Source organism: Gilliamella sp. LMG 34360, from assembly GCF_984568995.1.
Window position 1 is genome coordinate 2,788,164 of record NZ_OZ474900.1, and the last position, 13,699, is coordinate 2,801,862.

Annotated in this window: 8 protein-coding genes, 1 other RNA gene and 2 pseudogenes; 8 read left to right on the forward strand and 3 right to left on the reverse strand. The window is 34.5% G+C overall.

What is annotated here, in order from left to right:
- The first annotated feature begins 105 nt into the window (after positions 1-105).
- Entirely contained in the window at positions 106-2,706 is a 2,601-nt protein-coding gene (mprF, locus tag AC5LW9_RS12545; RefSeq protein ID WP_493456005.1) for a bifunctional lysylphosphatidylglycerol flippase/synthetase MprF, read from the forward strand.
- Between the two features lie 4 nt (positions 2,707-2,710).
- Positions 2,711-3,991, forward strand: a complete 1,281-nt coding sequence (locus tag AC5LW9_RS12550; RefSeq protein ID WP_493456006.1) for a virulence factor family protein — start codon at positions 2,711-2,713, stop codon at positions 3,989-3,991.
- Positions 3,992-4,049: 58 nt separating this feature from the next.
- Here AC5LW9_RS12550 and AC5LW9_RS12555 read toward each other — a convergent pair whose 3' ends face one another.
- The gene (locus tag AC5LW9_RS12555) at positions 4,050-4,946 is read right to left on the reverse strand and encodes a DMT family transporter (protein WP_493456007.1); all 897 of its coding nucleotides are present in this window, start codon (positions 4,944-4,946) and stop codon (positions 4,050-4,052) included.
- A 633-nt stretch (positions 4,947-5,579) separates the two neighbouring features.
- On the reverse strand, positions 5,580-6,572 hold the full coding sequence (locus tag AC5LW9_RS12560) for a LacI family DNA-binding transcriptional regulator (protein WP_493456008.1): 993 nt from the start codon (positions 6,570-6,572) through the stop codon (positions 5,580-5,582).
- A 284-nt stretch (positions 6,573-6,856) separates the two neighbouring features.
- On the opposite strand from AC5LW9_RS12560, the gene AC5LW9_RS12565 reads away from it, so the two are divergent.
- The 6 genes and pseudogenes from AC5LW9_RS12565 to AC5LW9_RS12590 all read left to right on the forward strand — a co-directional run bounded on the left by AC5LW9_RS12565 (position 6,857) and on the right by AC5LW9_RS12590 (position 12,052).
- Complete coding sequence (locus AC5LW9_RS12565; RefSeq protein WP_493456009.1) at positions 6,857-8,260, forward strand: glycosyl hydrolase family 32; 1,404 nt, start codon at positions 6,857-6,859, stop codon at positions 8,258-8,260.
- A 143-nt stretch (positions 8,261-8,403) separates the two neighbouring features.
- Complete coding sequence (locus AC5LW9_RS12570) at positions 8,404-9,795, forward strand: MFS transporter (RefSeq protein ID WP_493456010.1); 1,392 nt, start codon at positions 8,404-8,406, stop codon at positions 9,793-9,795.
- A 292-nt stretch (positions 9,796-10,087) separates the two neighbouring features.
- Positions 10,088-10,451, forward strand: a transfer-messenger RNA (tmRNA) gene (ssrA, locus tag AC5LW9_RS12575).
- A gap of 539 nt (positions 10,452-10,990) precedes the next feature.
- Positions 10,991-11,131, forward strand: a pseudogene (locus AC5LW9_RS12580) (integrase arm-type DNA-binding domain-containing protein); the annotation flags it as partial.
- A complete protein-coding gene (locus AC5LW9_RS12585; protein WP_493456625.1) occupies positions 11,117-11,395 on the forward strand; it encodes a phage integrase central domain-containing protein in 279 nt (92 codons plus the stop codon). The pseudogene AC5LW9_RS12580 and the gene AC5LW9_RS12585, both read left to right, overlap by 15 nt.
- A 145-nt stretch (positions 11,396-11,540) precedes the next feature.
- Positions 11,541-12,052: pseudogene (locus AC5LW9_RS12590) on the forward strand (tyrosine-type recombinase/integrase).
- Positions 12,053-12,163: 111 nt separating this feature from the next.
- Here AC5LW9_RS12590 and AC5LW9_RS12595 read toward each other — a convergent pair.
- On the reverse strand, positions 12,164-13,426 hold the full coding sequence (locus AC5LW9_RS12595) for a hypothetical protein (RefSeq protein ID WP_198236925.1): 1,263 nt from the start codon (positions 13,424-13,426) through the stop codon (positions 12,164-12,166).
- Positions 13,427-13,699: the final 273 nt, after the last annotated feature.

Below are 13,699 nucleotides of genomic sequence, written 5' to 3' on the forward strand. Positions count from 1 at the left end.
TTTTTTTTAAATTTCCTTTAGTTTCTCACGATTGTTTTCATTAGTTTGCAACGGTAGAATGCGCCAATCTGAAATCCTATTGAAGCACGTATTGGAGTTGCTCACGTGAAAATATTAGCGCGTAAAGTTCTACCTTGGCAATTGATAGAATACTTCACTCGCTATCGTCAATTTATAACGTTACTGTTTGGCTTATCCATCTTCTTTATTGCACTTATTTTATGCTGGCATCTACTTAAAGATATTAATCTATGCGATTTAAAAAATGCGGCTGACACACTTTCAATTAAAGCTATTTTATTTGCTTGTTTATCTGCTATAGGCAGTTATTTGATGCTTATTGGTTACGAATGGTCTGCAACACGATACGCAGGTGTAAAATTAAAGCCATCGGTTATAACGCTTGGTGGTATTTGTGCTTCAGCCATTGGCAATGCGATCGGTTTATCAGCATTATCTGGTGGTGCAATTCGCTGCCGATTATATTTCAAACAAGGATTAACAACTATTGACGTAGCCAGAATGTCGATATTTGTTACGTTATCATTAGGGTTTACCCTACCCCTGCTGGCCACGCTAGCGGCCTTAATGAATACTAAAAATACTATGCTGGCATTGCATTTATCAAAAAACTGGATATGGTTAATTTCGAGTGGCATAATTTGCCTTTATGTCGCCATGCTAATCTTTTTATATTGCAATCGATTAGATACAAAACCGAATAAAGACACTCAATTATTCCAACTATTTCACTGGTCGATACGTTTACCTAATTTACGCCTTGCATCTTACCAATTTGTAATTACTTTAATTGATACTGTTTTAGCAGGAACCATTCTCTACTTTTTATTACCAGTACAACCCCATTTTACTACCTTTATTATGATCTATATTTTGGCTTTAGTTGCTGGAGTGCTAAGCCATATTCCTGGCGGTGTAGGGGTATTTGAAGCAGTAATGTTGGCTGCATTTTCATCTGAAATTGGAGTTGCGTCGTTAACTGTTGCGTTAATTATTTATCGTATTATTTATATTTTAATACCACTTTTTATAGCGAGCTTTCTACTTTTAATAAATGAAAGCAAGCACCTTTTTACTATGCCTGAAGTTAAAGAAACAGAAACCGGTATTGCAGCTATTATTATGGCTGCTGCTGTATTTTTTGCGGGTGTAGTAATGATGTTTTCAAGTGTTCTTCCCGGTTTTAATCACTACTTAGTCAATACATTTATTCCCAATAAAATAATTAATACTGCTCATCTAGTCGCGAGTTTAATCGGCGTTTTATGTTTACTCTTGGCAGTGGGTCTACGCCGAAGACTTTATTCGGCTTGGGGTGCTTCGGTCATTTTATTGTTTTTAGGTAGCATCTGCTCACTTTTACGGGGCTTACATTGGATAGAAGCTGGTACTTTATTAACGATTGCGATGTTATTAATCTATTTTAGACACGCTTTTTATCGCAAAAGTCGATTAAATGTATTACCTTTTCCGATTAAATCCTTTGCTGTCTGTTTTTGCTTAATTGCGGTTCTTGTATGGTTAATATTATTTATTTATCAAGATGTACCTTACAACCATTCATTATGGTGGCAATTTGAATTAGATACCCGAGTGCCGCGTGCATTAAGAGCAACCTTGGGTAGTTTTATTTTATTAATTTGTATTATGCTCTATTGGCTATTTCATCCTGCTTTGCCAATTTTAAATAGTCCAAAACGCGAAGAGTTAATTAAAGCTCATCAAATTATTTTAGATTCAGCTCAACCAGAAGGTGGACTCGCCATGATGGGCGATAAATCACTGTTATTCAATGAATCACACACTGCTTTCATTATGTATGCTAAACGTGGCAGAAGTATGATAGCACTGTATGATCCGATTGGCGATAATACTAAACGCGCTGATTTAATTTGGGCTTTTCGAGATTTATGTGATGCCCATCATCTTCGCCCAGTTTTTTATCAAGTTAAAGCCGCCAATTTACCTTTTTATATGGATATTGGTTTACGAACCATAAAATTAGGCGAAGAGGCTTTAGTTGATTTAGAAGAGTTTAATCTTTCATCTAAAGGGTATAAAGATCTTCGTTATACATGGAACAGATGCCAACGCGACGGACTTAGTCTTGAATTTTATGCGCCAGGTTCTGCACCACTTGATGAGTTAAAAGTTATATCTGATGCATGGCTAAAAAACAAACACTCCAAAGAAAAACAATTTTCATTGGGATCTTTTTCAAAGCCATATTTAGATAATTTCACTATTGCTACTATCAAATTTGAAGGTCGCATTATTGCTTTTGTCAATTTACTTGAAACAAATCAACATTACTCAGCTAGCATCGATCTAATGAGGTTTGCTCAAAATATACCTAAACTAACCATGGAATTTTTAATAATTGGTTTAATACTGCATTATAAAGAAAAACGATTTAAATACTTTAGTTTAGGTATGGTACCTCTATCAGGCATGCAAAGAAGACGTGGAGCCCCATTAATTCAAAGGCTGGGTGCGTTAGTATTTAGGCGTGGAGGTCGGTTTTATAATTTTCAAGGATTACGTCGTTTTAAAGACAAATTTGCAACTCATTGGGAACCGCGTTATATGGCTGTTCCTGCAGGACTTGATCCATTTGTTGCTTTAATTGATACCACTATGCTGATTTCGGGTGGATTAACTGGCTTAAAAAAGAAAAAGAGCTGATCTTATGAAAAATTTCATACGCTATTTTTTGTTATTAATTGTCATATTACTGATTATCTTGCTTGTGTTTATTGGCGGGTATTATATAAAAAATAGTAGCAGTGCAACTGTAAAAACCATCACCATAAATAATGATTTTTCAGTAATATTAGCTAACCCCAAAAATTCAGCAGAAGCGGCTGCGATTATTGTTGCTACGCAAAAAGATTTTTTTACTGAACAACAATTATTAGATTTATCTGAAAAGATGGGCGCTAAATTGGTTCAATTTGAATTAAAACCTCAGGCAAGTTGTGATGAACAACAAAATCGTTTTAATCAAGCAACCAAAATATTAAATGAACATAAATTTGTAGTTGCAGGTATGGAAGAAGGCGCAGCTTTTGCTTACCGTTGGCTCTCTAAACAACAAGATGATAACGCTAAAGCATTATCAATTGAGTTCACTTTAGATCATAAAGATTGTGAGGCACCTTTACCAGATCAAGCTACACATGGAACATGGCGAGTTATTTGGAACAATCCCCCTGATGAACAAGTTGCGATTTTTCCTCGCCAACAAAAACAGATTAAAGTAACGACTGAAATTGGTGAATATCAAGCATCACCAACCGAGCTTTTAAGTTCACATTTATCATCCGTTTTATTTGATGAGCATAAACAATTACCAGTCATTGAGTTACCCGCGAAAAACAAACAACAACATCCTAAAAGCGTAACTTTTTATTATTCGGGTGATGGTGGATGGCGAGATTTAGATAAAGTTTCAGCTGAATATATGGCTTCACATGGTTACTCAGTGGTTGGTGTCGATGCATTAAAACTGTTTTGGCAACATCGCTCGGTTGAACGTAGTGCTAAAGATTTAACTTATTTAATGCAACAGTATCGTGAAAAGTGGGGAACAACTAAGTTTATATTAGCTGGCTATTCGTTCGGTGGTGATATTTTACCTGCACTATACAATCGTTTATCTAAAGAAGATCAAAATAGTATCCAAGCTTTAATCATGATAGCTTTTTCCAAAGACGCTAATTTTGAAATAGAAGTTAGCGGATGGCTTGGGCAATCTGGTGATGAAATGAAAACCGCACCTGAGGTTGCGCAGATCCCAGAAAAGAAATTATTTTGTATCTATGGAGAAGAAGAAAAAGAGGATACTGGCTGCCTACAGTCAGAGATGAAAGGTGAGGCTTTTAAATTACCAGGTGGGCATCATTTTGATGAAAATTATGAGCACTTAGGACAAATTATTATGCAAGCAATTGATAAACGTATGCAATAAATGTAGCGCTTTTGGTAATATTTTTTAAATCAAAGCATTAATAAAACATGCTAGCATATTAATGTTTTTTAAGTTTAATTTTACCTTCGGACAATAGCACACCACCAAGTGTAAATAATGTACCAATTGCCGCAATCCACGTAAAAGGTTCATCTAAAATTAAAACCGCATTAATGATTGTCAAAATTGGTACCAAATAAAGATAGATACTAATTTTTACCGCACCGACTAATTTCACCGCATAGTTCCAAGAGGCAAAACAGATAGCTGATGCACCAACACCTAAGAATAAGGTATTGATTAAGTTTATTGGTTGCTCAAATCGATAAAAATTCCATTCAAAATCAAATAAATATAGCGATGGCAACATAAGCATTAGGCCGTAAAAAAAGAATCTTCGCGTCAGCAAAATAATATTGTAACCATAATTACTACTTCGTTTGGTTAAAATTGAATAGCATGCCCAAAATAGACAAGCAAATACCGCCAGTAAATCGCCTAGTGGATTAACGGATAATACAAATTTTCCATTTAAGGTAATTAACACAATACCAATCATCGAAAATAGACAACCGATATAAAAGCTTTTAGCTGGTTTTTCAGTTTTCAGAAAGAAGAACGCCAATATTGCGGTAAATACCGGTGATAATGTGGTAATCACCCCAACATTTGAAGCTGTGGTATACGTTAGAGCAATATTTTCACAGAGAAAATAACATGTTACTCCACAAAATCCAGCACCAAGGAACATTAACTCTTGTTTAATCCCCTGCCAAGCAAAAAAACGAGGAGCTAAGATCCATAATGTTATATAACCAAGGCTAAATCGAAAAAATAGTATTTCGATAGGTTTATAGTCTATTAATAATATTTTGGTAGAAATAAATGTAGTACTCCACAAAAACACGGTCATTAATGCAATTAAATGTCCTTGTGTCCTTTTTGACAATGACATAAAAAATCTCTCTACTCACTTATTAGTATTTAAACAACATGCATTATTTTATTATTTTGTTACCAGACTAAACACGCTAAATAAATTGTGAATAGGCAAAAAGGTTTGATAATAATAAAAATGACACTATTTTATTAGAAAGTTAAAAATCACTGGATATTAACTTACTGCTGATCATTGTTCAATAAGTTTTGATATATCAATTATTTTCATGAATGATATGACGATATAAAACGATGCGAATGTAGAAAGATGAGTTAGAACTGACTAAAGTCTTAGATAAAAAAAATCCACTCGAATATTCGAGTGGAGGGCAAAAAATGAAAAAACGTAATCTGCTAATATAGACAAACTAAATCATAAAAAGTTCAATTTAAATTGAAATATTTTTGATATTTTTATAAAAAAATATTTAATGTATTGATTAATAATAATTTAATATTTTAACTTTTTTTGAATTTAAGCATTTATTATTCTATTTAGCATTTTTAAATTATTTTTAACTCATTACCAAATACTAAGAAACTCATACTATTACATAGTATTCTCAAAATCACTTTTCTGAACTTGATTATGACTAATTTAATTTTGAGTCTTTAATGACAAAATAGCATTTTTCTTTTAATAAAACTTTTATAACAGGTTATTTTCATTCTGGCCTTGATACAAAGTTATTGGTAAGTTAGTTATACTGTGATATGGTTCGCCGTTAATCATGGCGAGCAATACAGAAACCGCATTTTGTGCAATTTGCGCAATCGGTTGACGAATCGTAGTCAAAAATGGCATATGCTGCAAAGTTAATTCAGCACCATCAAATCCAACAACTTTTAATTGATTAGATAAAGACAATTTGCAGTCTCTGGCAGCATTAATAGTGGCAATTGCTGATGAATCGTCGGCTAAAACTCCATCAATATGTTGGGACTGTAAACGGTCCTTAATCAATTGATACTTTTCTTGATAACTAATTGAAAAATCCATATCAAGAGTAATTGGTTTAATTCCTGCAAGTTTAATACTATCTTTATAAGCTTGATACCGTTTATTGGCATCCATATCGACTTGTTTGTCATTTGTAATAGAACCAATATAAAGAATATCTTTACAACCTTGATTGATTAGATATTGACTGGCCAGATAACCACCAGCATAGTTATCACATGAAATAACCGGTATTGTTTCATTAATTTTGCGATCAATGGAAACGATATTCAGATCAGGTATTAGGTAATCAGCTAAATTTTCATTCATAGAGTTTACAATTACCCCTTCAACCTGATGACGTCTTAACATAGTTAAAAAATTCTTTTCCTCCTCTTGGTTATGATGGCTATTGCAAATTAATATTTTGTAACCTTTTCGAGATAATATTCTTTCTAAGTAGCTGATTAATTCCATTTGAAAGGGGTTAGTTAAACTTGGAAAAATTAAACCAATCAAATTACTTTTATTATTCGATAATGAACGTGCTAATTCATTAGGGTAGTAACCCAACGTTTCCATCGCATCTTGAACTCGCTGTCGAGTTGTTGCACTAATGTACCCACGATTGTTTAATACTCTTGATACAGTGGTTGCGGAAACCCCTGCCAACTTAGCAACATCATCTCTGCTTAATTTCATAATCATCCTTTAATTAAAATTTATATTATATCCACATAATTATAATGCTTTTTGCTATGGCGTAAATCATTGTAATTGAATTGATTTACATCTTGGTCTTCATCTTTTTTAGTGATATTCATCACAAAACTACCCTCTAATAAGTGATGTCTCTCACAAAATTATCATTTTAACTATGGTCTCGGTTGACATATGAACGCGGTTGACATGAAATGAACTAAAAATTATTAAAGTCAATGACAACGTAATGTCATTTATCCATGTTAAAAAAGAAGGAGTAAAAAATGCAAAAATTACATTATCAACCAAAGGGGTACTGGGTTGGCGATATAATGCCATTTGGTAAGGATGGTACTTTTTATCTTTATGATCAACGTGATAATCGAAATCCATGCCCATTTGGAGAACCATTCGGTTGGTCACTTGCGACTACAACTGATTTTGTTAATTACCAAAATCTTGGTGATTCAATAAAAAAAGGTGGTGAACAAGATGTCGATCAGTTTATTTATGCTGGTTGTGTGTTTGAGGCAGAAGGTAAAGGACATGCTTTTTATACTGGTTACAACCGTAATTGGGAAAAAGAAGGAAAAACATCACAAGTCTTATTACATGCTTGGAGTGATGATTTTAAAACATGGCATAAATCCTCTGAACTTATAACATTAACACCTCAAGCAGGTTATGATATCAGTGATTGGCGCGATCCTTGGGTTATTTGGAACGATGAAAAACAAGAGTACCTATTAATTTTAGGTGCAAGATTACAAGGCCCTAAAACTGAACAATCAGGTCGAGTTGTTGCTTTCACTTCGAAAGATTTAAAAAATTGGCAATTCCAAGGTGATTTTTGGGTGGCAGGTAAATATACCATGATTGAAATGCCTGACTTATTTAAAATCGGTAATTGGTGGTATTTGGTTTATACCGAATACAGTGATCAAAGTAAAACACGCTACGTGATGAGCCAATCTTTAGAAGGTCCATGGATTACACCTGCTGACGATGCGTTTGATGGTAGAGCTTACTATGCAGCAAGAACTGCGTTTGATGGTAAACGTCGTATTCTTTTTGGCTGGGTACCAACAAAAGAAGATAACGATGATTTGAAAAATTTCCAATGGGCAGGTACTTTTGTTCCTCATGAAGTTTATCAAAAACCCGATCATACTTTAGGAGTGAAAGTCGTTGATAGTTTATGGAACTGTTTTACTCATCCTAAAAAAATTGATGATTTTTCGATTAATTCACCTTTCGCACGTCAAGAACAATTATTAATTGAAAATACAGGCAAAACATTCCGTTTTTCAACGACAGTGAAATTCAGTAAAGGTACTCGTGATTTTTCAATACGTTTAATGAAAGATAAACAAACTGGGGAATCCTATGACTTTATTTTTTCACTTGTCGATAACCGATTAACTTTTGATAAGACCCCTTGTTACCCTTGGTATCGTGTGATGAATAAAGGTTTAGAGCGCCCTATTCATCTTGAGGCTGATCGAGAATATAACGTACAGATCATTGCTGATGATACGCTATTTACTTTGTACATTGATGGTACTGCACTTAATGTCCGAGGTTATGATCAATTAGGAAGTGGATTAGCAATTGCTGTCAGTGATGGAACATTAAATTGTAAAAATAATACTTTTTCAAATGAAGGATGTTTTCCAGAAAAATGGTAATAGCGCTTATTAGACCGTTTAACTAACAAGTTAGATGATCATCATTATCAAGGCTTTCGTCATTGAATAGGCTAAAAGCCTTGGTTTAGATAGGCGACTATCACCAGTAATCTGAACTTGGAAACTTCTCTGGAGATATCATAATGAACACAACAGTAACGGATAATAATGGTCAAATGTCTGACCATGACATCTCATTTAAAGAAAAACTTGCCTATGGATTAGGAGATTTTGCAACAGGGTTCTCGGGAGTTACCGTTGGAACTTTCGCACTTTACTACTATACCGATATTGTGGGGGTTTCGGCGACTTTATTAGGTGCAGTGCTACTATTTTCACGCGTTTTTGATGCTGTGATTAATGTGGTTATGGGCTATATTGTTGATAGAACTAAAAGTAAACATGGTAAAGCTCGAGCATGGATTTTATGGTCAACCATTCCATTCGGTCTATCATTGATAATGGTATTTAGTGCACCAGAAAATTGGAGTGAATTTGCATTATTAATTTTTGCAGCCATTACGCTCAACATACATTGGATTATTTATACTTCGAGTAATATACCCTATGGTACGCTTGCTGCATTAATGACTCAAAATTCTTACCAACGTAGTCGCTTGAATACATATCGTATGCTTTGCTATTTCGCTAGCATGCTAATTATTCCTTATATTACCTTACCTTTGGTCAATTTTTTTGGAGGAGGTGAACGCGGTTGGCAGTTTACTATGATAATTTATGCCGCAATTTTAATTATTACTTTCTTCTATACTTTTTTTAATACTAAAGAACGTATTAAACCAATTAACCAATTTAATTACAATGTACCATCAATTGGTGTTTCATTAAAAACTCTTCTTGCGAATAAATATTGGGTAACTATGTTTTTTACCATGCTAGTGAGTTTTAGTATCCTAGGACTTATCAATGGGGTTGGTGTTTACTATGCAAAATATCTATTAGCCGATAGTCAACTTATCGGTTTAATCAATATGGCTTTTGCTTTACCGTTAGTTGTTGTATTGATGTGTTCAGCTTATATTCTAAAAATCATGAGCCGATTAACATTTATCATTGTCGGTATGGCCACAATTATCTTAGGAAGCACCATCATGGCCGTTGTCCCTCAAGATACGAATGTTGCAATAATAGGAACAATATTACGTGGTGCTGGTTTTGCGCCAATTATGGGAAATGCATATTCAATGTTAGCCAACACAATAGATTATGGTGAATGGAAATTTGGTATTAGAAATGATGGATTAGTCTATAGCGGCGGAAGTTTCAGTGCCATATTAGGAAGTGGTATCGCTTCCGGAGGCATTGGTTGGGTATTAGGTATGGCGGGTTACATTGCTACCGATGATGTTGCAAATCAACCAGAAAGCGTACTAACAACCTTACAAATATTATTTATTTATTCACCTTTAATATTAAGTGCTATCACCATTATATTATTACGCTTTTATACTTTAGAAAAAATTTATCCTGACATTATCAAAGAACTAGCGCAAAGAACGCATAACGTCTATTAATCTACCGAAACGAGGGATGGATATCGTCATTATTATTCCCTCGCTACCACTAAATAACAACTTATATGAATAACTGCTTCAGCATAAACTAAAGTTTTAATATCGCTATATGTCGGAGCCGTAGGAGTTAAATACTGATATAAAATCGCAAAAGGGTACAATTAATAATATTACTACTTTGAAAGACGAAAAAACAATAAGAACAGGATTAATCACAAGGCAGGTTAACTTGTATTACATCTTGAATTCACATATAATGCCCTGATATTGTATTAAGTTACATATCACAATTGGGGCTGATTCTGGATTCGACGGGATTTGCGAAACCCAAGGTGCATGCCGAGGTGCGGTAGGCCTCGTAAATAAACCGCAAAAAATAGTCGCAAACGACGAAAACTACGCACTAGCAGCTTAATAACCTGCATAGAGCCTTCTCTCCCTAGCCTCCGCTCGTAGGACGGGGATCAAGAGGAGTCAAACCCAAACGAGATCGTGTGGAAGCCTTGCTTGGGGCGGAAGCATTAAATTTAATCAAGCTAGTTTATCAGTGGCGTGTTTGTCCGCAGCGGGTAAGCGAAACTCAAAGACAAACTACGCATGTAGTACCAAGGATGTAGAGATTTCGGACGCGGGTTCAACTCCCGCCAGCTCCACCAATTCACTATTCAGTAACATTCTTTTAAATTCTTTAAAGCACATCAAAAACCAACAAATACAAGACTTAAAGCCTATTTTATTATTCATTAAGCATCAGTAAGATACATTTACAACCAAATTTTTAGGACTATATTAAGGACTACATAAACATAATAAAATAATTTCATAGTCTCATAAGTATAAAGTATGCCTAAAAAAGTAATTCCAATGACTGATACACGCCAGCCCATAGTAGTCCATTAAAGCATGTAATTCATTGAAAAATAAAAAATTAATAGCTTTTTTGTTTCCAACCCTATCCAAACTAATACGAGGGAGTCCAACTCAAATTGGTACATTTTTAGGTACACAATTCTATGTTACACTATTTCATGTACCAATTTTCTTATGACCTATAGGAGGTGTACTAATGGGAAGAGTAACCAAGCCCCTAAGCAATATAGAGATCCAAAAGAAACGCGCCATTGATAAAGAAATCACCCTGCATGATGGTGACGGATTATTTCTCTTGATCAAACCGTAGGATAAAAAATTATGGCATTTTCGCTATCAACGTCCAAATACCAAATTACGCACCAATATTAGTCTTGGCGCTTATCCTTATCTGAGTTTATCGGATGCCAAAAAATTACGTGATGAATACCTTTCTTTATTATTCAAAGGAATCGATCCCCAAGCCAAGGCTGCGCAGCAAGAAGAGCAAGCTGAAATTGCCAAAGAGAGCCGTTTTATTAATGTCGCCAAAAAATGGTTTGAGTTTAAGCAAAAGAGCATTACCGTCGATTATGCAAAAGATATCTGGCGCTCGCTCGAAAAAGATGTCTTGCCCTGCCTTGAAAATACGGCGCTCACCGTGATTAAAGCTCGCACCTTAATACAAGTGCTAGAACCAATCAAAACCTGCCGTGCGCTGGAAACCGTGCGGCGGTTAAGCCAACATTAATGAGATTATGATCTATGCCATCAATACTGGTTTGTTATAAGCGAATCCAGCTTCTACCATTAGTCAGGCGTTTGAAAAACCGAAAAAGCAAAACTTACTCACGGTAAGGCCTAAAATATTACCGCAATTGATGCGCGATATCAGCATGTCTAACTTACAAGTCACCACATGCGCTTTACTGCTTTGGCTACTGCTCACCTTAGTACGACCGTCGGAAGCAGCAGGAACAAAGTGGGTTGAAATCGATCTTGAAAACAAACTATGGCATATCCATGCCAAGCGGATGAAAGCCAAAAAAGCCCACGCCGTACCGCTATCCAATGAAGCGTTAAGCTTATTAGCACAATTAAAACCGCTGAGTAGCGGTAGTAAATATGTGTTCCCTAGCCGAATTAATCGTAACGAACCACTCAATCCGCAAACTGCAAATGCGCGTTAAAGCGTATCGGCTATGACGGGCAACTGGTTGGGCATGGCTTACGCTCCATCGCCAGTACCTCCATGAATAAAGCTGAATTTAATCCCGATGTGATTGAAGCGGCTCTTGCGCATAATGATAAAAACGAAGTCAGACGAGCTTATAACCGCTCTACTTACCTTGAACAGCGTAAGGAACTAATGGCTTGGTGGGGGAAACGGGTTTATGAAAAAGCGTGATAAATAATGATACAGTTTAAATATCTAAATAATGTAGATTTGAGATAAAAACAAAAGACCGAATAATTAACGAAATTACTGGTTATATAAAGCTATTTATTAACTTTATTGTTATTCAAAATAATGATCAACAATTTTGGTTAACCAAGGTCGTTCATTATTGTCATTAATAAGAAACTCTAAGAAAAAATCTGATACTTGGGTGCATCTATATTTACTTAATTGAGTAAATATAGATGACCAAATTTCGTTGTATAACCCATTTTTAAATATTGAAATGGAAAATATAACAGCCATCTCGTGCTTTGTTATAAAAAGTACATTAATGATGTGTTCAAGCATCGAGTTACTGACTATGTCTCTGCCTGATAAGATATTATTGAGGCGCTCATTTGTTATTTCTCCTGCAAAATTGAAAGAAATAAAAATGCTAGCATCATAATAGTTTTCAGCTGTTTTAATTAACTCATCACTCCACTGATAATCATCAAATTCAGCATTTTTTAAATTTAAAGTGTTCTCAAGTTCAGTTTTATCTAATTTTTGATAGCTGATCTCAGACATTGTTTTATCAAAGCTTGTTAATAGTTCATTTTCTAATAATTCTAAATGAGTAAATTGAATCTTCCCTTTTTCACCCAACTCTTTATTGGGCATAACAATGATTGTACTTTGAGATATTACAAGAGTATTAACTGGCCTTTTATTTAATGCAGCAGCAGTCGCTTTATGATGACCATCAATCAAAGTACAAAGATAACCTTCGGTATGAAAGTAACTAATTGCGCGTGTATTAGTTTCTCCTTGATAATACTTTACTCTATCCATGTTTAGTCTATATGGGGATTGGCTAGGCAATAAATACTTGGGCTGTAGAATACTGAAATTAAAATCCTCATAATTCCAAAACCCACTAGATGCATAATTTATTACTTGTGTATTATCAATACACCAAAAAAATTTACCATCTCCATTTGTAGGGAAAAGCTCCTCATCAGATAACTGATAATACCCTGATGGTAAAAGTCCCAATAACGGTTTCAAATCGTTAAGGGATTGTTCTAGATTAATAAAAGGTGCATTTAGAACATTATTCAATTGGGAAAGTACTTTCTTGTTTTTGTCACTTTGATCAAGTCCATATCCTGCTGAAATTAATCTATTACAAGTTGGACACATATATTCATCGCCATAAAATTTAATTAACGGAATATCGTTAAAAAAAAGGCTACGAAATCCTAGATCACTAGTGTATCCGTATTTTTCACATAACAAACCTTTGCCATTTTTAACATAGAAAATGACTGCTTTTTGACTTTTTTTTATAAGAATGATTTCAGGATGATTGTTACTATCCATAAAAAATGATTTCATTTCTACTATTAATTTCCTAATATCAACACATTTTAAATATCATTATGAGATTAATGAACTGCCACTTTATTAATTATTTGTTCAGGATTAAGTGCTCGCAATCTAGCAATATATACAAACTCTACCACATTTAATCGATGTTCTCCATTTTCAACTTTCACCATAAACGATTATGGGCGATTTAATGTTCGCACCATAGCAGGTTTGTAGCTTGATAATGATTTGCTATCTGCATAAAGTTGCGAGCTAACTCGTAAATAGAAAATTAATTCA

Excerpts from the sequence above, each read along its gene's own strand:
- AC5LW9_RS12565 (WP_493456009.1), top strand. The coding sequence starts at position 6,857 with ATGCAAAAATTACATTATCAACCAAAGGGGTACTGGGTTGGCGATATA.
- AC5LW9_RS12560 (WP_493456008.1), bottom strand. The coding sequence starts at position 6,572 with ATGAAATTAAGCAGAGATGATGTTGCTAAGTTGGCAGGGGTTTCCGCA.
- AC5LW9_RS12555 (WP_493456007.1), bottom strand. The coding sequence starts at position 4,946 with ATGTCATTGTCAAAAAGGACACAAGGACATTTAATTGCATTAATGACC.
- AC5LW9_RS12570 (WP_493456010.1), top strand. The coding sequence starts at position 8,404 with ATGAACACAACAGTAACGGATAATAATGGTCAAATGTCTGACCATGAC.
- AC5LW9_RS12550 (WP_493456006.1), top strand. The coding sequence starts at position 2,711 with ATGAAAAATTTCATACGCTATTTTTTGTTATTAATTGTCATATTACTG.
- AC5LW9_RS12595 (WP_198236925.1), bottom strand. The coding sequence starts at position 13,426 with ATGAAATCATTTTTTATGGATAGTAACAATCATCCTGAAATCATTCTT.